Genomic DNA, 22,737 nt, shown 5'->3' with positions numbered 1-22,737 from the left:
TGGGGATCGGCACCGTGCCACACACGCTGATCAGCGGGTGCGCACCATTGCGGGCGCGAGGCCGGTCAACAACGAATCGACCGCGTCCGAGATCAATTGGTCATCGAGCGGATCGATCATCTTGTTGTTGGCCATAGTCGCCAGACCGTGCAGTGTCGCAAACATCAGCGTGCCGATCCGGCGGACGTCACCTGGTGCGAGGTCCCCGGTCGACTGAGCCGACGCGACCAGGCTTCGGACTGGAGCGAAACTCAGTTCCCGTGCTCGCGCGAGCGCGTCGGAAGCGTCGGCGAGATACCGGCTCCCGGACATCAGGTCCACCAACGCTGGGTTGTCAGCGGCGAACCGGACGTAGGCGATCGCAACGTCTTTCAGCACGACGTCGAATGCGCGGCCGTCGGCTTCGGCAGCCAATTCCAGCTCGGATCCCAGGCGGCGAAAGCCCTCCGCCACTAGCGCTTCCAGTAGCGCGGCTTTGTCGTCGAAGTGACGCCGCGGGGCGCCGTGGCTGACTCCGACCTCGCGGGCAAGCTCACGCAACGACAACCCGTCGACGCCCGACAGCCGCAGCGTCGCCTCGGCCTGCGCGAGCAGGGCGGCCCGAAGGTCGCCGTGGTGGTAGCGACGATCGGCCATGGTCAGACGATACCAAGAATGTTGTCGTTGACAGCATTGTTGGCACTGACTACATTCGCATTCGGGGATCAACCCGGTCACCGCCCATCGGGTCGTGAGGAGGAGCCATGGCCGCCGAGGGCATGCGGACGGTCCGAAGCTTCTGCCGGGTGTGCACCTCGGTGTGCGGAATCCTCGTGGACGTCGATGGCGACACGGTGACCCGGGTGCGCGGCGACCGCGAACATCCACTCTCGCAGGGCTATACGTGCCCGAAGGGCCGCGCGCTCCCACTGATGCACCATCATCCCGACCGTATCGAGCGGCCGCAGATGCGCATCGACGGCGAGTTGCTGGACACGTCGTGGGAGCGCTGTCTAGACGATCTCGGCGCGCGCATCCGGTCCATCATCGACCGTCATGGGCCGGAATCGGTCGGCATCTTCTTCGGCACGGGTGTCGGTATGGACGCCACCGGCACCCGGGTAGCTGAAGCACTGCACGCCGCCATCGGTACACCGGCCAAGTTCAGTCCGATGACCATCGACGGCACAGCCAAACCGTTGATCTCCGATCTGGTCGGCGGATTCGTGGGGTTGTCCGGCCGACCCGACTACGACGGCGTCGACTTCATGATCTTCGTGGGCACCAACCCAGTGATCTCGCACGGTCACGCGATCGCCGTGCCGAATCCCACCGGTACCGTGCGTGCGATCGCCAAGCGTGGTCAGGTGTGGGTCATCGATCCACGCCGCACCGAGACCGCTCGATTGGCGACCGGCCACCTCGCCCCACGACCCGGCACCGACCACGCTGTACTGGCATACCTGGTGCGCGAAATCCTCTGCGATGGGGTCGATCCCGACGTACCCGTGCAAGACGCAGCGCTACTAGCGACCGCAGTCGAGCCGTTCACACTCGAACACACTGCGACGCTGGCCGACGTCGCACCGGACGAGTTGGTGCGACTCCGCGACGCGGTGCGAGCCGCCGAGCGGGTGGCGATCGAGACCGGCACCGGCGTGACCATGACGGCCGACAAGGCCAACGTCACGCAGTGGCTGGCATGGGTCTTGATGATCCTCACCGGATCGATGAACCGGCCCGGCGGCACCTGGTTTCATCCTGGATTCGCCTATCATCTCGAGGGATTCGAACTTCCCTGCTCACCGCCGGAGGGCTCGTTCGGTCCTGGCCCGCGTAGCCGCCCCGGTACTCAGTCGTTCATGGCCGAATGGCCATGCGCCACGCTCGTGGACGAGATCGAGGCAGGCAACATCCGCGCCGTGCTCAATCTCGGCGGAAGCCTGATGACGTCGTTCCCGGACACCACCGCCCTGGAACCGGCGCTGCGCAAGCTCGAGGTACTGGCCACCACCGAGATCATCGCCAACGAAACTGCTGCGTTGTCGACTCACGTGCTGCCGACCAAGGATCAACTCGAACGGTCGGACGTCACGATTTGGGACGCACTGAGCTCGCGGGTCTCGGCGCAACACACGCCTGCGGTCGTCGCTCCGGTCGGCGACCGGCGCTCGATGTGGTGGTTCCTCGCCGAGCTCGGCCGACGGCTAGGGCACGACGTCGCCGACCCCGCGCAGCCCGACGACACGATACTTGCCGGCGTAATCGCCGCCGCACGTTGCTCATTCGATGAGTTGACGGAAACCGGGTGGGTAGATGCGGGCCACCAGTTGCCCGCCCCATGGGTGGAGCGGCACATCGAACGATTGGGTGGGTGGCGACTGGCCCCACGGCTCTTGGTCGACCAGTTGGCCGCGCTGCGAGCGCCCGCCCCGCTCGTACTGACCCCACGCAGGCAGATGCGGCGGCTCAACGCCCAGTTCGACTTCCTCGGCGATCCCGCCGACGTGCTCATCAATCCCGACGACGGCGCGGCGGCGGGTGTCGTCGACGGCGCGTCGGTAACCGTTCGCAGTGCGCACGGAGAGTTGACCGGCATTGCGAAACTGGACCCTGGCATCCGCCGCGGCGCGGTATCGGTCCCCCACGGCCACGTCGAGGCGAACGTCAACGCGCTGACGAACAAGGACGACATCGACCTCGTGACCGGCATGGTGCGCTATTCCGGCGTGCCGGTCAGCCTGCACCCGGCACACTGAGCGCGAGCCAATGTAGGAACGGTCTTGGTGAGGAGCAACGTTGGGTGCACTATCCGGCAAGGTCGCCGTCGTGACCGGCGCAAGCCGCGGAATCGGGAAGGGCATCGCGCTCGCCCTGGCCGACCACGGTGCGTGTGTCTACGTCACCGCGCGGACCACGGCGCCGGGCACCCATCCGCTGCCCGGGACGCTTGGCGAGACGGCCGCCGAGGTTGACCGACGCGGCGGCAAGGGAATTGCCGTTGCGGTCGACCATGGAGTCGACGAACAAGTCGCGGCGCTCTTCGAACGCGTGATGGACGAGCAGGGTCGGCTCGACCTTCTGGTCAACAATGCCTTTGCGTTGCCCGACACGCTCGTCGAACCCGATCCGTTTTGGGCCAAACCGCTTTCGTACTGGCAGATGGTCGACGTCGGGGTGCGCTCGAATTACGTCGCCGCCTGGCATGCCGCGCGGATCATGGTCCCGCAGCGCGCCGGGCTGATCGTGGCAACGTCGGGCTATGTCGGGGTGACTTACACCTACGGTGTCGTCTTCGGCACCTGCAAGGCTGCGGTCGACCGGATGGCCAGGGACATGGCCATCGAGCTCAAACCGCACGGCGTGGCGTCACTGTCGTTGTGGATGGGCTTGACCTTCACCGAGCGTGCAGGACTCGCGCTCCAGGAGAACCCGCAGATGTCGTCGCAGACCGTCACCGACCCGCTCGTCGGTTCATCGGCCGAATTTCCCGGCCGGGTGATCGCCGCACTCGCGGCCGACCCGAATGTCATGGCGCGCACGGGTGGAACGTACATCGCCGCCGAACTCGCACTCGACTACGGCGTCACCGACGTCGACGGCACGGTGCCTCCATCATTGCGCGCTCAGCGCGGCTCGCCGCTGTATGGACCCGTTTAGCCGCCAAGAGGAGGCACGTTGACCGACACCGCACGACTCGAACAACTGCTCGACCGACAGGACATCTTGGACTGCCTCACCCGGTTCAGCCGCGGAACCGACCGCTTCGACCGCGAACTGGTACTGAGCGCCTTTCACGCCGACGCCGTCATCGCCGCAGGCGATTTCGTAGGAGGCCCGGTGGACCTCTACGAGTGGTCCACGGCCATGCACGAAGAAGGACAGACCGCGACCCACCACAACCTGCTGAACCACACCTGCGATTTCGACGGCGACATCGCCCACACCGAGACCTACTACCTGTTCGTCGCGCGCAACCGGGACGCGACCAATTGGATCGCGGGCGGACGCTACCTCGACCGATTCGAGCGACGTGACGGCGCCTGGAAGATCGTGCTGCGAAACAACGTCATCGAATGGTCTGGCCTCGTGCCCACCATGGACATCCCCTTTGCCGACGTGCCCGACATCCACCTCAACGGCACCCCATCCCGCGACAGGTCCGACCCGTCCTACCAACGGCCGCTCACCAACAGACGCGAGGTACGACGTGCGAGGTGAACTGACCGACATCATCGACCGCGAGAAGATTCGCGACCGCCTCGCCCGGCTGAGCCGCGGCGTCGACCGACGAGATGCAGAGCTGATCCGCGCTTGCTACTGGCCAGATGCCAGCGACGACGAAGGCGTGGCCGTCTGCTCGGTCGATGAACTCGTCGACTGGATCGTGCCGGGCGATCCCGCCATTGCCCTGACGTTGCACACCCTTGGGCAAAGCCTCATCGAACTCGTTGGCGATACCGCACTCGCCGAGACACACGTCACGGCCTATCACCGCGTGCGAGTCGACGACCACGATCGCGACATCGTGTTGTGCGGGCGCTACCTCGACCGCCTTGAAAGGCGCGCCGGCGAGTGGCGCGTCTCGCATCGAAAATTGCTCTGCGACTGGCAGAACGACCTCGGTGCAGCGGCCGACTGGTCGCAAGGGCTCTTCGGCGCGCCGTTCGTATCGGAGCATCCCGTGGGTCTGGCGCGCGGCGATCACAGTGAGTCTTTCCTCCGATCCGGCTAAGCGTCAACGGGATTCACACGTCCGTTACGGTGTGCGCGTTTCGTTGGTGGGAAAGTCCGGGATGGGCGAGAAGACCTCGATCATGGTGGTGTCTTCGAGCGCCACGGCGGAATGAGGCACCCAGCCCGGGATCCCGAGCGCCTCGCCCGGCCCCACCTCGAGCGCCTTGCCATCGACCACGTATTTCATGCGCCCGGTCAGGATGACGTCGATCTGCTCCATCGGGTGGACTTCCTGCTCGGTGAGATCCGCGGGATTCGGGATGGCGGTGCCCGCCGCGATCTCCACCCGGAGCACCTGGGCGACGTCGGCGGTCAGCGCCTTGATCGTGATCCGATCGCCGAACTCCGCCAACGGGGTTGGGGCGATCTGATTCCAGATGCGGTGCTGCGGTCGGCCGGAGTCGCGCGGCGGCGGCGTTGGCCAGCCGAGCGAACGTGCGACGTCCACGTACTCGTCGAGCTTCGCGAGCGTCTCCCGCTCAGGCAGTGTCTCCAGGTCGAACACGACGCGTTCGGCGCCGCTGTCGGCGTAGCCGCGTAGCGCAGTCTCGGTCACCGGGCCGACGTGGGCGGCGGTCACCGGAGTGTCGCATCCAGTCACCGCGCGAAGTTCCGCCATTGCCACGGTGAGTTCGTCACTGCTGGGGCTGACGGCGTACCAACCGGCACCGAATTTCTTGATCCGCGGGAACGCTGCGGGTCCGCCGCCGAAGTAAAGCGGTGGGTGCGGGCGGTGCACCGGTTTGGGCCAGGCGTACAGCGGCTCGAGGTCGACGAATTCACCGTGGTACTCGGCGATCTCGCGGGTCCATATCGCCTGCATCGCCTCGACGCGCTCGTCGGCGAGCCTGCCCCGCGTCTTCGGATCGGTGCCATGGCTTTCCATCTCCTCGCGGTTCCAGCCGATGCCGATACCGAAGAGGAACCGCCCGTTCGAGAGCAGATCGAGGGTGGCGACCTCCTTGGCGGTGATGACGGGGTCGCGTTGGGCCACCAACGCCACGCCGGTACCCAGCAGCAGGGTGCTCGTCACCGTTGCCGCAGCCGTCAACGCCAGGAACGGATCCATCATTCGGTAGTACTTCTCGGGCAGCTCACCGCCGCCGGGAAAAGGGCTGCGTCGTGAGGCGGGAACGTGGGTGTGCTCGGTGACGAAGAGCGAGTCGAACCCTCGTTCTTCGAGTGCCTTGGCCAGTGGAGCGGGACCGATTCCTTGGTCCGTGAGAAAGGTTGCGACACCGAATTTCATTGTGACTCCTATAGATAAGTCTGCTACGGGTGAGTTGGCGTGAGGTCGATCCGCGCTCCGAGACGCTCCAGAAGCGGACGTAGCGTGTCCTCGGACAGACCAGAGAGCAGTGTCCGCGACACTCCGGCCTGGGCGAATCGTTCGAAGACGCCGGTGACGTGATCGATCGCCGTGCCACCTCGTGCGGCTGCTATCAGTTCGCCGACGTTGCCTGGATAGGGCACCGTCACCTCGATCTCACTTGGATCACGTTGCACGCGTTCCATTTCCACGGCGAGGAGTTCCATCAGCGGTGGCAGTTGCTCCGCGTCGGTGATGCTGGGGAAGTAACCGTCACCGATTTCCGCAGCACGGCGTGCCGAACGTGCCGAACGGCCGCCGATCACGATCGGCACGCTCCGGTGGATCGGGTGCGGCAGGCTGATCGCGTCATCGAATTGGACGTGGGTGTTGTGCACGGTGGCCTTGGTATCGCGCCACAGCGCCCGCATCGCCTCGACGTAGTCGTCGTGCCGGCGACCGCGGTCGGCGAACGGCACACCCACGACAGCGAACTCCTCGGCGAGCCAGCCCACCCCGACACCTAGCACGACTCTGCCGCCACTGAGCACGTCCAGGGATGCGACCTGCTTGGCAAGCACTACTGGATTGCGTTGCGGGAGCACGATTATTCCCGTTGCAAGCTTGATCCGATCGGTGACCGCAGCGGCGAACGACAGCCACGTCAGCGGGTCGGCGATGTCGAATTCCTCGGCGCCGCCCATCATCTTTCCGGACTCGTCGTAGGGGTACTCGGTCTCGTATCCGGAGGGCACCGCGGCGTGATCGATCGTCCACAGCGACTCCACTCCTAGCTGCTCTGCCAGTACCGCGGTACTGCGGGCTCCCTGCGGGGTTGCTCCGTCACCAACGTTGACGGCGAATAGACCTAGCTTCACGATGACCTCCCTTGGCGCGTTGTCGAAGACGAGTCAACGTGGCTGAAGTCGGTTGCAGAAGGGCGGACCTTCCTAGGAGTGCCGCACCCAGGAACGGCGGATGCTGTGGGCGCGGGCAGGTTTCAGCTCCCGGATGACACGTGTAACAAACCCGGTTACAGTCAACGCAATGAGCGCGAACAGCAGGATGACCTTGGCCGTTCACGTGCTGACGTGGATCGCCTTCGACCGTCGTGGCACCGACGACGCGATCGGCACCTCGCAGCGAATCGCGACCAGCGTCAACACCAACCCGGTGGTCATCCGCCGATGCCTCGGCGAGCTGCGGGAAGCCGGGCTCGTCGAATCACGGCGCAGCAGCGGCTGGGCCCTTTCCCGGGCGGCCTCCGACATCACCCTGCACGACGTCTATCGCGCGGTCGGCGGCAGCGTGTTCGCCATGCACGCCTCGCCGCCGGACCACGAATGTCATGTGGGATACGGGATTCAACCCGTGTTGATCCGGGCCTACGGGCGCGCCACCAGCGCACTGTGCGGATCATTGGCGGACACGACGATCGCAGACATCCTGCGCGACACACTGGCCGAGGCCGACCGGGAGCTCGCTGATGCCCACTGACTCACGGCGCCCGCCCACCAACGAACTGGGCGGCTTCCTCAGAGCTCAGCGTGCGCGGGTGACGCCGCAGGAGGCAGGTCTGCCCGCCGTATCGGGCAGGCGCGTCGCGGGTCTGCGGCGTGAGGAGGTCGCCGTCCTCTCGGGGGTCAGCGCCGACTACTACGCCCGCCTGGAACAGGGCCGTGAGCGCACCCCCTCCGCGCAGGTCGTCGACGCGATATGCCACGCGCTACGACTCACCCCGGACGCCAGGGCGCACGCGTTTCGCCTCGCAAAGCTCTCGCCCACCTCGATGCGAACCGGCGAGCCCAACGAGACGGTCAGCCCTGAACTGCTCCAGACGATGGCCGCATTCCCGCATGCGGTCGCCTACGTCACCAACCCCGCGCTTCGCATCCTCGTCGCCAATCCCGCCGCCGTGGCCTTCAGCGCTCCCTTGCAGCGCAAGGAGGAGAACGTCATGGCAGCGATCTTCCTTGACCCGTATGCACGGGAGTTCTACGTGAACTGGGCCGAGGTGTCCAAGGCGACGGTCAGCGCGCTGCGCCTGGCCGAGGGCTTCGTGCCTGCGCACCAGGAAGTCACCGAACTCGTCGCGCGGCTCTACCGGGACAGCGACGCATTCCGTGAGTTGTGGGACGACCAAACCGTGCAAGGCCTCACCGCAACACGGACGACGATCCGCCATCCCGACGTCGGGTTGCTGCAGCTGACCCACCAGGTCTTCGACGTCCGCAGTGCCCCCGGCCAACAGCTCACCGTGGCCACCGCTGCGCCAGGGTCGGCCAGCGCCGACGCCTTGGTACTACTGGGGACACTGTCTGCATCCCGCCACCAAGAGTGGGTGTAGCACTCCTAGGATCGCTCGCCCTTCCCCGCCCGTGGTCGTCCGCGTTGACTCGTAGTCACCACACCTGGAAGGCAGACATACATGAGCATCGTGATCATCACCGGAGGCAGCCGCGGCATCGGCGCCGCCACCGCATTGGCGTGCGCCCAACGTGGAATGGGCGTGATCCTCACGTACAACAGCAATCCCGAATCCGCCCACGACGTCGTCGACAAGATCGTTGCAGGCGGCTGCCGAGCGGCCGCGTTGAAGCTGGACGTTGCGGACAGCTCGTCGTTCCCGGCTTTCGGTGACGCCGTCGCGACGGCACTGCGGACGACGTGGGACCGCGCCGACTTCGACTACCTGGTCAACAACGCGGGCTACGGCCTGTTCAGCCCCATCACGGCCGTCACCGAGGCCGAGTTCGACGGCCTGTTCAACGTGCATCTGAAGGGGCCGTTCTTCCTTACGCAGGCACTGCTGCCGTTGCTCGCAGACGGCGGTCAGATCGTCAACCTCACCAGCGCAACGACCCGGGTGACCACCGCCGGGGTGGCGCCGTACGCCAGCTTCAAGGGCGGGCTCGAAGTGCTCACCCGCTACATGGCACAGGAATTCGGCGACCGCCGCATCCGGGTCAACGCAGTCTCCCCCGGCCCGATCCGCACCGAGCTAGGCGGCGGACTCAACGACGAGTTCGAGACCCTGCTTTCCGCGCAGACGGCGCTCGGCCGCGTCGGCGAGCCCGAGGACGTCGCCACCGCCATCGTCAGTCTGCTGTCCGACGACAGCCGTTGGATCAACGCCCAATCCATCGAAGTCGCAGGAGGTTTCGCCATCTAATGGCCCGGACCCTCGACATGACACAACAAAGGAAGGTCATCACATGCTCGACCACGTATTCATCTCGGTGAGCGACATCGAGCGCTCCATCTCCTTCTACTCCGCAGCGCTCGCGCCACTCGGCATCACGACCCGCGTCGACTACGACGGAAAGGACGGTCCGCCAGGGCATCCCGATCTGAAGGGTTTCGGGGCGGACGGCCGCATCTTCTTCTGGCTCCGGGCCGGGGACGCCGACAGCCGAGCCGCCCACGTCGGCTTCGTCGCGAACAGTGCGGCTGAAGTCGATGCCGCCTACGCCGCCGCGATCGCCGCCGGCGCCACCGACAACGGCCCACCGTCGACGCGGGAGTACTACGACCCCCGCTACTACGCGGCCAGTGTGCTGGACCCGGACGGTTACAGCCTCGAATTCACTTACAAGAGTTGGCAACACTGAACATGACTGCCCTGATGATCTACGGCGCGACCGGCTACACCGGCCGGATGGCCGCCGAACACGCCGCGGCGGCCGGACTCAAACCGATCCTGGCCGGGCGCGACGGCTCGCGTCTTGCGGCCCTCGCCGACGAACTCGGCGTCGACCATCGGGCATTCGGCCTCGACGACCCCTCCGTCGTCGACGAGTCGATGTCCGATGTCTCCGTCCTACTCAACTGCGCAGGCCCGTATCAGAAGACGGCGCACCCGCTCATGACGGCCGCGATCCGGTCCGGCAGTCACTATCTCGACGTCGCCGCCGAACTCGACGGCTATCGGCTGGCCGAAACGCTCGACGACCAAGCACGGGCAGCGGAGGTAATGCTGCTGCCCGGCAGCGGCGGCAGCGTCGCCATGCTCGGATGCCTGGCGGGCCATGCCGTAGAGCGCGTTTCACATCCGAAGCGCATCCGGATCGCACTGCATGTCACCGGTTCGATGTCGCGCGGGTCGGCCATCAGCGCCGCCGAGAACTTGACCACGGAGTGCCTCATGATGGCTGATGGCCACCTGGTGAGTCGCGATCCCGGCGAGGTCCGAGAGTTCGACTTCGGCACCGGGCCGACGACCTGCTCCCCGGTGACGCTGCCCGATCTGGTGACGATCTGGCGCTCTACCGGAGTCCCTGACATCGAGACGTTCGTGCACGTCTCGGGAGGCGGGTTTCCCGAAGGCGATCTCGACGCCCTGCCTGCTGGACCCACCGACGAACAGCGGGATGCCAACCGATACCACGCCGCCGTGGAGGTCACCGGCGCCGACGGACGGGTGGTGCACTCTGTGCTCGACACCGTCAACGGCTATACGTTCACCCCCATGGCGGCGACGGAGGCCGCGCGCCGTGTGCTCGGCGGTGAGTTCAGAGCCGGATTCCACACTCCTGCAACGATATTTGGAAACGGCTTCGTCGAAACCATCGCCGACAGCGGCGTCTTCGATCTCTAGGCGGGGCTGTACTCAAACTCTGAGCCGATTGCACGGCGTACCGACGGCCCTGGTGCCCACTCTTGTTTGTGAATCGACGGGGAGCGACGATAGGGGGATGCCGCCCACCAAACGTGTTCTTGTGCTCGGGTCTGGCTTCGCCGGGCTTTGGGCCGCGCTCGGCGCCGCCCGTCGCCTAGACGAGCTCGGGGCTGCGCAAGGCGCAGTCGACGTCACCGTCGTCAGTTCGCAGCCATTCCACGATATTCGGGTCCGAAACTACGAGGCCGATCTGAGCGCGTGCCGAATCCCGTTGCAGGACCTACTGGATCCGGCCGGTGTCAGCCATATCACCGCTGACGTGACCGGAATCGACGCCGTGGCTGCGACGGTGAGCACAGCCGACGGTGCAACGCTGGGCTACGACCGCCTCGTACTTGCGTTGGGCAGCAGGGTGGTCAAGCCGAACCTCCCCAGGCTTACCGAGTTCGGTTACGACGTCGACACCTACGACGGCGCGATGAAGCTTCAGGCGCACATCCACCAGCTGGCCGAACACGCGGCGGATCCCGCAACCGCGACGGCGGTCGTCGTCGGCGCCGGCCTCACCGGAATCGAACTCGCCAGTGAGCTACCCAAGATCCTTTCGGACGCACTAGGGGCCGGAGTCTCACCGCGGGTGATCCTCGTCGACCACAACTCGCACGTCGGGTCCGACATGGGTGAATCTGCTCGTCCGTTCATCGCGAAGGCGTTGGTCGACAACGCGGTTGAAACCATCACCGGGGTGGGCGTGACTGCCGTTGACGAGCGAAGCGTAACGCTGTCGTCTGGGGAGGTGGTGCCGGCGGCAACAGTCGTGTGGTGCGCCGGAATGCGGGCGAACCCGTTGACGACGCAGTTCGGCGTGCCGTGCGACAAGTTGGGTCGGCTGCCCGTTGACGACCATCTGAGAGTTGAGGGCGTTGCCGGTGTGTTCGCCGCAGGCGACGTGGCGGCGCTGGAGGTGGACGACGAACACACATCCGTGATGTCGTGTCAGCACAGTCGGCCGATGGGCCGCTATGCAGGCCACAACGTGATCAGCGACTTGCTGGGTGCCCCAATGTTGTCGCTGCGAATCCCCTGGTATGTCACGGTTCTCGACCTCGGACCGGCCGGCGGGGTGTACACGGAGGGCTGGGACCGACGAGTCGTCAGCAGCGGCGCAGCGGCCAAGGCGACCAAGCGACTGATCAACGGTGAACGCATCTATCCCCCGCTCAGCGGCGACCGGACCGCACTGCTCGCCGCAGCCGCCCCGGAGTTGCAAGCCGCACCCGCACACGGGCATTGAACACTCACGCCGACGATGGCGCGCCAATCACCGACAGCAGCTGCAGCTTTTGGTAGCTTTCGCTGCCTGGCACCGCTGTGTAGACCAAGAGCGCCTGGGACTCGTCGGGGTCCAGCAGGACCTGGCAGTTGAGCTCCATGAGCCCCACCTCGGAATGCTGGTAGCGCTTTACCTCTCGCGGTCTGACACCGACCTCGTGTTCCTTCCAAAGGTCGCGAAACTCCTCACTCTGGGCGGTGAGCAACTCCGCCAGTCGAGCGGCCTTGGACCCGGGCCCGCGGAGGGTGAGTATTCCCCGAAGCCCCGAAACGTACATCCGCGAGTAGAACTGGTGATCCTCGGACGGATGGATACCGCGCGCTTCCGGATCGGTGAACCACCGGTACCCGATGCTGCGCGCCGCGCCCGTGTGCCGGCTCAGGTCGCCAACGAGCGCAACGCCGAGCGGAGTCTGCCTCAGCGTCTCCCCGAGCTCGGTGACGATCTCCGCCGGGGTGTCGGTGAGCCTGTCGAAGATTCGCAGCATCCCGGGGCTGATGTGATCGGTGCCTGCGCCCCGGGCCTGCGGCTGGTGCCCGGCAAGGCGGAAGAGGTGGTCGCGCTCGTCGCGAGAGAGGTGCAACCCCTGAGCGATCGAGGCGATCATCTGCTCGGAAGGCTGTGGGCCACGCTCACGTTCCAGTCGCGAGTAGTAGTCGGTCGACATATGGCACAGCACGGCGACCTCCTCCCGTCGCAGCCCTTTCGTCCGACGTCGCTGCCCACGTGGGAGTCCAACATCCTCCGGCTGTAGGGCCTCCCGGCGATGGAAGAGGAACTCCGCCAGTCCTGCGCGATCGATCATGTGTACATCTTCGCCTCAGCCGGATCGGTTACCCACGGACTGTCAGACCGTGGATATATCTCTGACTCCCCGGCAGGCTTGTTGCCATGGCACGCAGCGAATACGACATAACCATTCCCGACCTCTTCGGAAAGCGAGCGGTGGTCACCGGTGCGAGTGACGGCGTCGGACTCGGCATCGCAACCGTGCTCGCCGGTGCGGGCGCCGAGGTGATCATGCCGGTCCGCAACCCGCGCAAGGGTGAGGCGGCGGTCACCAAGATCCGTGACCAGCACCCGCACGCAAAGCTGGCACTGGAGTCGTTGGAGTTGTCTTCGCTGGCGTCGGTGGCAGCGCTCGGCGACAAGCTGCGCGCCGACGGAGCCCCGATCCACTTCCTCATCAACAACGCTGGCGTCATGACACCGCCCGACCGGCAGACCACCGCCGACGGATTCGAGCTTCAGTTCGGCACCAACCACCTTGGCCACTTCGCGCTCACCGGCCACCTGCTGCCGCTCCTCAAGGCCGGCCGCGCACGGGTGACCTCGCAGACGAGCATCGCCGCACGCAGCGGCACGATCAACTGGGACGACCTGAACTGGGAGCGCAAGTACGACGGCATGGCCGCCTACCGGCAGTCCAAGATTGCGTTCGGGCTGTTCGGGCTCGAACTCAGCCGCCGCAGCTCGACCGCGGGATGGGGAATCACCAGCAACATCTCTCATCCCGGTGTCGCCCCAACGAACCTGCTCGCGGCACGTCCGGAGGTCGGTCGGGCCGAGGACACCGTTGGTGTCCGTTTGATCCGCTGGCTCTCGGCGCGAGGCCTCATCGTGGGGACTGTGGACAGCGCCAAGCTCCCGGCGCTGATGGCCGCGACCTCGCCCGAAGCCAAGCCCGGTGCGTTCTACGGACCCCAGTGGCTCGGGAACGTGGGTGGCCCTCCCGGTGAACAGAAACTCTGGAAGCCGATGCGCGACAACGAGACCGCAGTACGCGTGTGGACGGTGTCGCAGGAGCTCACGGGAGTCACATTCACGTGATGTTACCTCCCCCTAGGAAATGAGCAGGAGCGCGGACGTGACGAGCATGACGGCCGCGGTGAGCCCATGGACTCCCCAGGCGATTGACTTGGAGCCGCCGTTGCCGAGCACGATGAACGCGTCGGCGAGCGGAATGATGGTGGCGGCCAATATCACCCAGCCGAGCAGGTGCGTGGCACCCGCGGCCATGAGCACGAAGACGATCAGCCCCGACGCGATGTCACGGACGCCCTTGACGGTCAGATAGGCGCCGGCGGACGGCTGGCCGAGCTCTGCTGGCACGCCGTAGCCGGCGGCGGCGACGCGCGGCGCGACGATGAACCGTGCGCCGATGAATACGATGCCCACACCGATGAGTCCGGCGAGTGTGTAGCCAATTGTCATGGTGGTCATGTCAAAGCTCCTGGGGTGTCAGTGGATTGGTGAGAACGATGTCGGGTCCAGAGGCACCGACTGAACGTCGACGATCTCGTCGACGTCGAACCCGGCCATGTCGGCGGCGAATTCCGGGCTGGTCATGATCTGCCGCGTGAGTTGTTCGGGGTCGGCATCCGGCGGGTAGCCGATCAGCGCGACGAGTCGATTCGCGCCGCCGCTTCGCTCGGTCCACACACCGTGGGTGGTGACCCCGAATGCCGTGAAAGTCGGCAGGTGGCGGGCCCAGTGCACGGTCGCATACTGCTGCAGGGCTTCGGGCGATCGCAGCGTGTAGATCCTGAGTTGAAACATCAGCTCACCAGCGCCACGCACAAGGCAACCACTGCCAGCCCTTGCAGGGTCGCGCGGGCGACGATGATTCGATCCCACTTCTCTTGCAGCACACGCCCATTCGGTAGCGAATGCCCGGCGTCGGCGGCCGCGGTCAGTTGTCGATTGATGGGCGCGCTCACCCGGGCGTAGAGCACGAGCCAGACCAGCAGCAAGACCAGCGCGGCGCCGGCCGCGATTGCCTGTACCCAGTGCTCCGCCACCGCGGCGAGCGCCGCGCTTGTCACGGCGCCCAGAATCCCGATGACTCCGGGCACTGGCATGCGCCGGTCTCCGTATCGATGCACGCTTCCGGTCACCGCGACCAAGGCATCGTCGTCGATCGACGCCAAAGCCGGTCGCAGCACGATCGCGCAAAACACGTCGGTGCCGTAGACCACCGCGGTACCCAGTACCGCGGTAAGCACGGCTGCGTGAGTAATGAGATCTAAGCCCATGACAAGGCTCCCGTCGCTCGTAATAGCTAGCAATGCTAGTTCGTGCTAGCAACGCTAGCCCCAGGTCATCGCACTGTCAATAGCAGCGCTAGTTTCACTAGCCGTGCTATAACAAGGTATGGCCATTGAGGATCGTCGTGAGCGTGAGCGCTCGGCCCGTCGACGGCTGATCATCACAACGGCCCGCGAGTTGGCCGAGGCCGAAGGCTGGGATGCGGTGACGACGCGTCGGCTGTCGGCTCAGATCGAATACAGCCAGCCCGTGTTGTACAACCACTTCACCGGCATGGAACAAATCGCTGATGCCGTCGCCATCGACGGGTTCGGCGAGCTCGCGGACGTGACACGGGCTGCCCGGCTACGCGCAGGCACCCCCAGCGACGTCCTGGCCCGGATCGCACACGCCTACCTCGACTTTGCCCGCGACAACCCGGCCGTTTACGACGCGATGTTCGTCCGCGCGACCGCCTTGCACTTCGCCGCCGAGGACACCCCGCCTCAGCTGACGGCGGCCTTCGCCGAGCTGCACCAGGCGGTCGGCCTCATCGCCGACGCGCAGGATGCGGACACGCTGACCGAGGTGTTGTGGGCCGCGCTGCACGGACTGATCACCCTCAGCCGGGCCGGCCGACTACGCGCCGACTACGACTCAGACCGTGTCCAACTGCTCGTCGATCAATTCACCAGCAATCGAGAAGCGAAGCGATAGGCCACGCACCCGGCCTGGGGTGCGGGCACGCGCAATGGTTGCGCCTCCGGTTGCCTGGCACTCCCGAGTGCCGCACGATGAGTACCTGAACAACACATGTACAAATCCTCTGATTTGCCTGGAGACACAATCCGCGACACCGCCGGCGCCTGATCGCATGAGCCGGACGAAACACGCCGAGGCCAACATGCACGCCGGGAACCGGAACCAAACGAGTTGAACGCACGAATCTGTCTGTTCCTTTCCGCCACTCCGTTATCCGCTGCGCTCCTCTTCGCACCGAGTGCCCAGGCGGAACCCCCGCCGACGATCCCCGGAGCGGACGCCGCCATCGCAAAGGCTGAAAGCGAGCTCGGGTCAGACCGCTTCGGCCCATACGGATGTGAGGCTTTCGTGGCCTACGCCTACGGCGTGCCGCAGGCTCGGTACGGCTGGGACGGCGCTTCCGAAACCATGTACCAAACCCTCCTCGGACAAGGTCAGATCCACACCGACATGAATCCCCCGCGGGGAGCACTCGTCTTCAGCAAGGGATCCGACGGCCCGCACATCGACCTTGCCCGCGGAGACGGGACCTATGTCTCCGGTGGCGTCCAAGGACTCGCACGAGGGTACGGCGACGGGCACAACATCCAGATTCTGCCCAGCCCCAACGTGGGGCGCAGCTGGCAATACCGGGGCTGGAGTCTGGCCTATCCGCAATGACTTTGAGTGACTTTTCGCCGGGATTCCCGGTGGCCGATAGGGACGCCGGATCGAAATCCAGGTAGTCGATCGGGGCGCCGGATCGAAATCCAGGTAGTGCGCTACGGGGTGGGCTGATCCTCGCGTGCATCAGACTTGACGCTGGTGGATGGAGTGACGTCGCTGCGATGAGGGCAGCTCACGGCCAATTCAGTCGGGTAAGGAAGGTTGGGCGCTATGGCCTTTGCACGGGTATGTGCCACGATCACCGTCTTCGTCGCCATCGCGCTGGGCGCCAGCGCGCCGGCCTGGGCTGCCGACATGAGCGGGGCTTATTGGGCTACCGAGATCGGCGATCCCGCCGCGGTATGGACCTTCAGCCCGTGCGGCAGCGGGTGCGCCGAGGTCGTGTTCGCCGACGGTCGAACCGCGCAGGCCAGACTGGACCGTGGCCAGTGGAGAGTCGACGACGTCGGCAACTCCACCGCGATCAAGTGCACCGCCGACGGCACCCAGAGCGTCGGATCGGCCCATTACTCATGGGATTCCACCACCTTGGCGGGTCAGGTGTGGGCCACCGACGACACCGGAGCGTGCGGGGTGCTACCCGGAACCGACACGGTCGGCGTGCCGTTCAATCTCACTCAGGTGCGCTAGGCATCGACCAATGAATCATCAACGGACACAACGAGTCACCGCAGGAGCTCTTATGCATGACAGTGCGCGGCCGATGAGCCGATACAGCCTGTGCTCGTTGCTCGCAGCGGTTGTCGTTGCCGTCGTCGCCCTCAGCCCATCGGCCTACGCCGACGACGACGATCTGTTCACCCCCACCGGGCCGTCCATCGTCGTCGGCGGAACCGTCCACCCCCCGGGGACCATCGTGGTCGATCCCGAAACACCAGCTGCGACAACGGGACCGATCGACCCGTCGAAACCCATCGACGTAGATCCAAGCGCCAGGGTCAATTTGGCTTCGCCGACATGCTGCGAATGGGTCAAAATGGCGGGATTCACCCAACTGGTGGGGGTCCCATACTGGCCTTCCTACGCCAAACCACCGGTTAAAACGGTTGAAGTCAGGCCCGAGAACGGTCGAACGGCCTACCTCGACAACCACGGGCGGTACTGGGTCCTGTACAAGGGTGCCGCGACATTCGAGCAGGTCGGTGGATGGCCAGCGCCGTTGCCGACGGCATCTTCGCCGCAGTTGGATCCTTACAAACCCATATTCGGCGACGGTCTTCCGGTACAAATTCCGAAGTGAGATCGAGTGTCGTCACGCTGACAAGTCTGCGGCCGCGAAGGAGTTCTTGGTGAAGAAGTTCAGCATTGCCGTTGCCATCGTCGCACTGTTGGCCGCAGGGTGCTCTGGCGGTACGAGTGCGCCCGTGACCGTCACCGAAACCACGACCTCGTCGGCGATCTCGTCCACGCGAACTCCAACTCCAACTCCTACGACCGGTGCACCGGCGTCGTCTGGCACCAAGACTCCGGCGACATCCGCCTCGCCGACTCCGGCACCGGGCACGCCAGCACCCGGCACGCCGGCACCGGGCACCGACTTCGGCGGCACCTGCGAGGGACAAGAGCACTGCCCGACCGAGCGAGGGGTTCCGCCGGGCAACACCGACTTCGGTGGCACGTGCGAGGGGCAGGAACACTGCCCGACTGTTCCCGCCGCACCGCCTGCACCTGCGCCGCAGCACGGCGCCGATTTCGGCGGGACCTGCGAAGGCCAGGAGCACTGCCCGGCGGCCGGGTAGTCGCGGCCTCACCGCAGGTCGTGTCCCTAGGTAATTAAGTTGGGCACCTTACAGAATGACTCGGCTGTGAGGTAGCTGGGGCATTAGCATTCGGCCCATGGCAGATAGCTGGCCGCTGATGAGTCGTGCGGAGGAACTCGGCTTCATCGGCGAGGCGCTCGACGATGGCGAGCACAAGGGTGTCGTCGTTGCCGGCACGGCCGGGGTCGGTAAGACCCGATTGGCTCGTGCGGCGGCCGAAGCGGCGGCACGCTCGGGATGGTCGGTGCGCCGGGTGGCCGGTACTGCGACGGGTCGGGCGGTGATGCTCGGAGCGTTCGCGCGGTGGGCCGATGATTCGGATTCCTCGTCGTCGGCATTGGTGCGCAAGGTGTTCGCGGGGTTGACCGAAGGTACTCCCGGTGGGCGTTTGCTGGTGCTGGTCGATGATGCACATCTACTCGACGATCTATCGGCGCTGATCGTGCATCAACTGGTGCTGCAGGAGGTGGCGAGTGTCATCGCCACCATCCGCACTGGCGAGTCCACACCAGACGCCGTGACGGCGCTCTGGAAGGACGGACTGCTGCCCAGGCTGGAGTTGCAGCCGCTGTCCCGCGACGAAACCCGAGCTCTGCTGCAATGTGTTCTCGATGGTCCGGTGCTGACCAGCAGCGCCGACCGGCTGTGGGAGCTCAGCCGTGGGAACGTCCTGTTCCTGCGGCACCTCGTCCAGGATGAACAGCGGTCAGGCCGTCTTTCACGTGTCGGCGGCGAATGGTGTTGGACAGGAGCACCATCGGCGTCACCGTCACTTGTCGAACTCGTCGAACAGCAGATCGGCGCGGTGCCCGAGGACGTCCAACAGGTCGTGGACCTAGTCGCGATCGCCGAACCGATCGACCGGCAGATCCTGGCTGGTCTCGCCGAACCGGATTCGATCGAATCTGCCGAGCGGCGTGGGTTGATCGCGGCCGCCCTCACCGGAAATGGCATTTCTGTCGGGCACCCGCTATACGGCGAGATTCGGCTGGCCAACTGCGGACCGTTACGGCTGAAGAGGTTACGTGGGCGCCTCGCAGAAGCCATGGCAGATATGCCCGGAACTGATCTGCTTCGGCTCGGCCTGCTGTGGCTGGAGTCCGACCTCCCCCCTGACGTGAAGATCTTCAGCCCGGCGGTGAAGATCGCCGGGTCTCGACTCGACATGGGTCTCGCAGAGCGACTCGCGCGCGCCGCGGTGGCCGCACACGCGGATCCCGAGACGAAGATCCCGCTGGCCTGGGTCCTGTACCTGCAGGAGAAGGGCAGTGACGCCGAGGAAATCCTCGACACGCTCGATCCGTCCGAACTGGCCAATAACGGCTTCTTCGACGGATCGATCCTGCGTGCTGCAAACCTGTTCTGGCCGTTGCGTAGACCCGGTGAGGCGCTCACCGTGATCGGGGATGCGATAAGCCTCGGTGATGACGCCCGAAACCATTCGCTGCGCACGTTCCGCGCCGCGATGGAAGTGGTGGCCGCCGATCCGACCGCAGCAATCGAGACGCTTGCCACCGTCGATCGCAGTCAGCTCAATGACCACAACCACATCATCGGCTATGCCGCCGAGACGATTGCGCTTGGCGACGTCGGTCGTGTGACCGACGCGGGTGTGCAGGCCAAGATGGGTTACCGCGTGCTTGAAGAGTCTCCGCAGGAAGAGTCTTTCCATGGCACGGGTCTGGCCGAATTCCATGCGTACGCGCTGCTGGCGGCAGGCTACGTCGACGAGGCGGTGGCCGTGACCGACGAACAGTATCGTCGGTATGCCGATCTGCCGGGGATGTCACGGTCGATGGCAATTGCCGCGCAGGGCATGACCGCCCTCGGTAACGGCGATCTGGCGGCCTCCCGGCGATTTTTCCGTTCGGCGGCAGAGAGTTTCGGCGGATACGGCGAGATTTCGGGTCTGTTCTACCGATTCAGGATTCTGCAGACCGAAGCGCTGGCGCGGTCCGGCGACATCGATGCCGCCCTTCCCTTGATGGAGAAATTGGACCGAAGCCGACATCCCGCGTACGAGTATGTGGAATCGGGATACCTATTGGCGGCCGCTTGGGTCAATGCGGCGCAGGGGCGAACCACAATTGCCCTCGAGAATGCCTCGCGCGCAACAGCATTTGCCAATAGCCACAACCAGTTGGCGCGCGAGGTTCTTTGTTTGCAAACCAGTGTGCAGTTCGGCGACGCTGGCGTGGCCGGCCGACTGGAAGAGCTTGCCGCCCTGGTGGAGGGGCCCCGGGCGCCGTTGTCGGCCCGATATGCACGCGCGCTGGCCGACGACGATGCGCCCAGACTGGATGGCGTCTCAGCTGGCTTTGAAGCGATCGGCGACACATTGGCTGCAGCTGACGCCGCGGCACAAGCGGCCGTCAGTCACCGCTCGGCCGGCCGGCGCGGTAGCGCACTGACTTCAGGTGCCCGAGCTCAAATGCTGGCGGTGCAGTGCGGAGGCGCAGTCAGTCCAGCACTGGCTGCGAGCAAGGTGACGTTGCCATTCACCCGGCGAGAGCACGAGATCGCCGCTCTGGTCGCCAAAGGCCTGTCCAATCGGGATATCGCCGAAGCGATGTCCTTGTCGGTCCGAACCGTCGAGGGTCACGTCTTTCTGGCCAGTACCAAGGCTGGAGTGTCGTCGCGTGCAGAACTGTCCGCTTTGGTCCAGCGCCTCCACGATCTAGGGGCGGACCCTGGAGGCGCTCTGATCCCGACCTAAGCATCGGTGTTGTCGATGGCGCTGTTCAGTTTGCGTCGCGCCATCTCGAACAAGGTGCTCAGGCTCTCCCGCTCGATGTGCAGGTATCCACAGATGACGTCGTCGGCCACACCGGCATCTTGCAGGCGAAGTGCCAGCGAATACGCTTCGGGCAAGCTTCGCAGCGCCGCTTCGTACTCGTCGTCCGTTGTCACGAGAAATCCGCCGCGCACGGCGACAGCGGTCGGCGCCGAAACTGCCACCGCGGCCTCATTGCCGATTGCCCATCACGCTCCCCTTTGACCTGTAGCGAACTACCTTCGGTTGCATATCCGGCCATCTGGTCTCAGGTGCTTCAGACGAGGCGACTTGACATCATTCTCGTAGATTCGCTGCAGCCGCGGGAATACCGCAATCCAAGCTAGACCCGATATAGCTTGCTAACAACAGCTTTCGGCGGTCGGGGCGAAAGACAGGTAGTCGTGCTCGTCGTCGACGTGAAATCCACGTAGTCCGCGACGGGACACCCGCAGGGACAGACAGCCGTAATCCGTTGCCACAGTTGAAGACGACGGCGCGACGGTCCGCCTCGCAGAACTCTGACCTCACGGGTTCCGTTGCCGTCTACGTCCGGTGACGAGCACAGGAGTGTCACACCTCCAGGTAGTCGCTGCCGAAAACCAGGTAGTCCTGGTCGCAGCCGCCCTCAAATACAGGTAGGGCAGCACGGGGCACGCAACCCTTCGCTGCGCCCAAGATTGCACGAGAACGACCCGAGCTGCAACGAACCAGCACGCCGCTCGACATCAGTCCACCTGAAAACGAGCATGGCGCCGGCCGTGACCAGTCGCAGACCATACGATCGAGAAAAGGAAAGATCATGTCAATCATCAGCTTTCGAGCACCCATGGCAATCTCCGCAGCGGGTATCGCCGCGGTAGGCGCCGCTATCGTGGCCCTGAGCCCCATCGCACACGCTGACGATCAATGGGCGGCGTGTGCGGCGCCGGCCAGCGCCACAAGCACCGGGAACACGATCTGTTTGGGAACGCCGTACCCCGACCAGGCCTCGGCCGAGTCGCGCGCGCTGGCCATGTGCAACTACCTAAAGAACCGGGGATGCACCGTGGTGGTCAGCTACACGGACTGCGGCGCGATCGCTGGAAACGGGAGCCAGTGGGCGGGGGGCAGGGGCCCCACGCAAGGGGACGCAGAACAAGACGCCCTGAGAAATATTGACAACGGCAAGATCGCCAAGTCGACGTGCCTCCTGCCAGGCTGATCGCCCTCGGATTCGACTTTGCGCACAGAAGCGCCGCAGAGCGCTGACGGATCGGCGACCTGAGTCGCAGGCGACTATACGGCGGCTGCGATCAATGAATCATCAACGGAAACAACGAGTCACCGCAGGAGCTCTCATGCATGACAGTGCGCGGCCGACGGGCCGATACCGCGTGTGCTCGTTGTTCGCAGCGGTTGTCGTTGCCGTCGTCGCCCTCAGTCCGTCGGCCTACGCCGACGACGACGATCTGTTCACCCCCACCGAGCCGTCCATCGTCGTCGGCGGAACCGTCCACCCCCCGGGCACCATCGTGGTCGATCCCGAAACACCAGCTGTAGCAACGGGACCGATCGACCCCGCACAGCCCATCGGCGTAGATCCACGAGTCAGGGTGCCTTTGCCTAGATGCTGCAACGCCATAATCGCAAATGGAAAGGAGACGCCGTACCCGCAGTGGCCTGGTGTTGACGCCAAACCGCCGGTTTTTCCGGTTCAAGAGAGGAGCGAGGACAATCGAACGGCCTACCTCGACAACCACGGGCGGTACTGGGTCTTGGACTACAAGACAG

Annotated in this window: 26 protein-coding genes and 1 pseudogene; 17 read left to right on the top strand and 10 right to left on the bottom strand. The window is 65.2% G+C overall.

Annotated features, from left to right (window positions below):
* Window positions 1–30: 30 nt before the first annotated feature.
* Window positions 31–636, bottom strand: a complete 606-nt coding sequence (locus SLQ30_RS16670) for a TetR/AcrR family transcriptional regulator (RefSeq protein ID WP_319447200.1) — start codon at window positions 634–636, stop codon at window positions 31–33.
* Between the two features lie 122 nt (window positions 637–758).
* Between SLQ30_RS16670 and SLQ30_RS16665 the strand changes: the two genes are divergently transcribed.
* The 4 genes from SLQ30_RS16665 to SLQ30_RS16650 are packed head-to-tail and all read left to right on the top strand — an operon-like array spanning window position 759 to window position 4,714.
* Window positions 759–2,738 carry a molybdopterin-dependent oxidoreductase gene (locus tag SLQ30_RS16665; RefSeq protein WP_319447314.1) on the top strand — a complete coding sequence of 660 codons (1,980 nt, stop codon included), beginning with the start codon at window positions 759–761 and terminating at the stop codon, window positions 2,736–2,738.
* Window positions 2,739–2,778: 40 nt separating this feature from the next.
* Window positions 2,779–3,639 carry an SDR family NAD(P)-dependent oxidoreductase gene (locus SLQ30_RS16660; protein ID WP_319447201.1) on the top strand — a complete coding sequence of 287 codons (861 nt, stop codon included), beginning with the start codon at window positions 2,779–2,781 and terminating at the stop codon, window positions 3,637–3,639.
* 18 nt (window positions 3,640–3,657) lie between these two features.
* The gene (locus tag SLQ30_RS16655) at window positions 3,658–4,200 is read left to right on the top strand and encodes a nuclear transport factor 2 family protein (protein ID WP_319447202.1); all 543 of its coding nucleotides are present in this window, start codon (window positions 3,658–3,660) and stop codon (window positions 4,198–4,200) included.
* On the top strand, window positions 4,190–4,714 hold the full coding sequence (locus tag SLQ30_RS16650; RefSeq protein WP_319447203.1) for a nuclear transport factor 2 family protein: 525 nt from the start codon (window positions 4,190–4,192) through the stop codon (window positions 4,712–4,714). Before SLQ30_RS16655 ends, SLQ30_RS16650 begins: the two co-directional genes overlap by 11 nt.
* Before the next feature lie 24 nt (window positions 4,715–4,738).
* On the opposite strand, the gene SLQ30_RS16645 is transcribed toward SLQ30_RS16650, so the two are convergent.
* The 3 genes and pseudogenes from SLQ30_RS16645 to SLQ30_RS16635 form a co-directional block, all read right to left on the bottom strand.
* Complete coding sequence (locus SLQ30_RS16645; protein WP_319458330.1) at window positions 4,739–5,002, bottom strand: cupin domain-containing protein; 264 nt, start codon at window positions 5,000–5,002, stop codon at window positions 4,739–4,741.
* Window positions 5,003–5,167: 165 nt separating this feature from the next.
* Window positions 5,168–5,965, bottom strand: a pseudogene (locus SLQ30_RS16640) (LLM class F420-dependent oxidoreductase); the annotation flags it as partial.
* A gap of 23 nt (window positions 5,966–5,988) precedes the next feature.
* On the bottom strand, window positions 5,989–6,903 hold the full coding sequence (locus SLQ30_RS16635; RefSeq protein WP_319447204.1) for a TIGR03619 family F420-dependent LLM class oxidoreductase: 915 nt from the start codon (window positions 6,901–6,903) through the stop codon (window positions 5,989–5,991).
* Window positions 6,904–7,072: 169 nt separating this feature from the next.
* Here SLQ30_RS16635 and SLQ30_RS16630 point away from each other — a divergent pair, with 169 nt between their 5' ends.
* The 6 genes from SLQ30_RS16630 (at window position 7,073) to SLQ30_RS16605 (ending at window position 11,937) form a co-directional block, all read left to right on the top strand.
* Window positions 7,073–7,522 carry an Rrf2 family transcriptional regulator gene (locus tag SLQ30_RS16630; protein WP_319447205.1) on the top strand — a complete coding sequence of 150 codons (450 nt, stop codon included), beginning with the start codon at window positions 7,073–7,075 and terminating at the stop codon, window positions 7,520–7,522.
* A complete protein-coding gene (locus SLQ30_RS16625) occupies window positions 7,512–8,372 on the top strand; it encodes a helix-turn-helix transcriptional regulator (protein WP_319447206.1) in 861 nt (286 codons plus the stop codon). The genes SLQ30_RS16630 and SLQ30_RS16625 overlap by 11 nt, the downstream gene beginning before the upstream one ends.
* A gap of 81 nt (window positions 8,373–8,453) precedes the next feature.
* On the top strand, window positions 8,454–9,197 hold the full coding sequence (locus tag SLQ30_RS16620) for an SDR family NAD(P)-dependent oxidoreductase (protein ID WP_319447207.1): 744 nt from the start codon (window positions 8,454–8,456) through the stop codon (window positions 9,195–9,197).
* 43 nt (window positions 9,198–9,240) lie between these two features.
* Window positions 9,241–9,636: a VOC family protein gene (locus SLQ30_RS16615; protein ID WP_319447208.1), complete on the top strand. Its 396-nt coding sequence runs from the start codon at window positions 9,241–9,243 to the stop codon at window positions 9,634–9,636.
* 2 nt (window positions 9,637–9,638) lie between these two features.
* The gene (locus SLQ30_RS16610) at window positions 9,639–10,622 is read left to right on the top strand and encodes a saccharopine dehydrogenase family protein (protein WP_319447209.1); all 984 of its coding nucleotides are present in this window, start codon (window positions 9,639–9,641) and stop codon (window positions 10,620–10,622) included.
* A 97-nt stretch (window positions 10,623–10,719) separates the two neighbouring features.
* Complete coding sequence (locus SLQ30_RS16605) at window positions 10,720–11,937, top strand: NAD(P)/FAD-dependent oxidoreductase (RefSeq protein ID WP_319447210.1); 1,218 nt, start codon at window positions 10,720–10,722, stop codon at window positions 11,935–11,937.
* A 4-nt stretch (window positions 11,938–11,941) separates the two neighbouring features.
* On the opposite strand, the gene SLQ30_RS16600 is transcribed toward SLQ30_RS16605, so the two are convergent.
* Window positions 11,942–12,781, bottom strand: a complete 840-nt coding sequence (locus SLQ30_RS16600; protein WP_319447211.1) for a helix-turn-helix transcriptional regulator — start codon at window positions 12,779–12,781, stop codon at window positions 11,942–11,944.
* 86 nt (window positions 12,782–12,867) lie between these two features.
* Between SLQ30_RS16600 and SLQ30_RS16595 the strand changes: the two genes are divergently transcribed.
* A complete protein-coding gene (locus tag SLQ30_RS16595) occupies window positions 12,868–13,806 on the top strand; it encodes an SDR family oxidoreductase (protein WP_319447212.1) in 939 nt (312 codons plus the stop codon).
* Between the two features lie 12 nt (window positions 13,807–13,818).
* On the opposite strand, the gene SLQ30_RS16590 is transcribed toward SLQ30_RS16595, so the two are convergent.
* From SLQ30_RS16590 to SLQ30_RS16580, 3 genes are read right to left on the bottom strand one after another with little or no spacing between them, the layout of a single operon-like run.
* Window positions 13,819–14,199 (bottom strand): DUF4267 domain-containing protein, encoded by a 381-nt coding sequence (locus SLQ30_RS16590; RefSeq protein WP_319447213.1) that lies wholly within the window; start codon window positions 14,197–14,199, stop codon window positions 13,819–13,821.
* An 18-nt stretch (window positions 14,200–14,217) separates the two neighbouring features.
* Complete coding sequence (locus SLQ30_RS16585) at window positions 14,218–14,535, bottom strand: NIPSNAP family protein (protein ID WP_319447214.1); 318 nt, start codon at window positions 14,533–14,535, stop codon at window positions 14,218–14,220.
* Window positions 14,535–15,011: a DUF1772 domain-containing protein gene (locus SLQ30_RS16580; protein WP_319447215.1), complete on the bottom strand. Its 477-nt coding sequence runs from the start codon at window positions 15,009–15,011 to the stop codon at window positions 14,535–14,537. The genes SLQ30_RS16585 and SLQ30_RS16580 overlap by 1 nt, the downstream gene beginning before the upstream one ends.
* Window positions 15,012–15,129: 118 nt before the next feature.
* Here SLQ30_RS16580 and SLQ30_RS16575 point away from each other — a divergent pair, with 118 nt between their 5' ends.
* From SLQ30_RS16575 to SLQ30_RS16560, 4 genes are all read left to right on the top strand, one after another.
* Window positions 15,130–15,720 carry a TetR/AcrR family transcriptional regulator gene (locus SLQ30_RS16575; RefSeq protein ID WP_319447216.1) on the top strand — a complete coding sequence of 197 codons (591 nt, stop codon included), beginning with the start codon at window positions 15,130–15,132 and terminating at the stop codon, window positions 15,718–15,720.
* Window positions 15,721–15,936: 216 nt separating this feature from the next.
* A complete protein-coding gene (locus SLQ30_RS16570) occupies window positions 15,937–16,425 on the top strand; it encodes a hypothetical protein (protein WP_319447217.1) in 489 nt (162 codons plus the stop codon).
* Between the two features lie 216 nt (window positions 16,426–16,641).
* Window positions 16,642–17,061, top strand: a complete 420-nt coding sequence (locus tag SLQ30_RS16565; RefSeq protein ID WP_319447218.1) for a hypothetical protein — start codon at window positions 16,642–16,644, stop codon at window positions 17,059–17,061.
* Between the two features lie 73 nt (window positions 17,062–17,134).
* A complete protein-coding gene (locus SLQ30_RS16560) occupies window positions 17,135–17,671 on the top strand; it encodes a hypothetical protein (RefSeq protein WP_319447219.1) in 537 nt (178 codons plus the stop codon).
* Window positions 17,672–17,683: 12 nt separating this feature from the next.
* Here SLQ30_RS16560 and SLQ30_RS16555 read toward each other — a convergent pair whose 3' ends face one another.
* Entirely contained in the window at window positions 17,684–18,049 is a 366-nt protein-coding gene (locus SLQ30_RS16555) for a hypothetical protein (protein WP_319447220.1), read from the bottom strand.
* 425 nt (window positions 18,050–18,474) lie between these two features.
* Here SLQ30_RS16555 and SLQ30_RS16550 point away from each other — a divergent pair, with 425 nt between their 5' ends.
* Window positions 18,475–20,907, top strand: coding sequence for a LuxR C-terminal-related transcriptional regulator (locus SLQ30_RS16550; RefSeq protein WP_319447316.1), 2,433 nt, complete (start codon window positions 18,475–18,477; stop codon window positions 20,905–20,907).
* Here SLQ30_RS16550 and SLQ30_RS16545 read toward each other — a convergent pair.
* Window positions 20,904–21,149: a hypothetical protein gene (locus SLQ30_RS16545; RefSeq protein WP_319447221.1), complete on the bottom strand. Its 246-nt coding sequence runs from the start codon at window positions 21,147–21,149 to the stop codon at window positions 20,904–20,906. The genes SLQ30_RS16550 and SLQ30_RS16545 overlap by 4 nt on opposite strands.
* 779 nt (window positions 21,150–21,928) lie before the next feature.
* On the opposite strand from SLQ30_RS16545, the gene SLQ30_RS33135 reads away from it, so the two are divergent.
* The gene (locus SLQ30_RS33135) at window positions 21,929–22,168 is read left to right on the top strand and encodes a DUF4189 domain-containing protein (RefSeq protein WP_413468071.1); all 240 of its coding nucleotides are present in this window, start codon (window positions 21,929–21,931) and stop codon (window positions 22,166–22,168) included.
* Window positions 22,169–22,737: the final 569 nt, after the last annotated feature.

The sequence above is a fragment of the Mycobacterium sp. RTGN4 genome, from assembly GCF_033804635.1.
GTDB lineage: Bacteria > Actinomycetota > Actinomycetes > Mycobacteriales > Mycobacteriaceae > Mycobacterium.
Note: the sequence above shows the minus strand (reverse complement) of the source record. Positions and strands in the feature narration are given on the sequence as shown.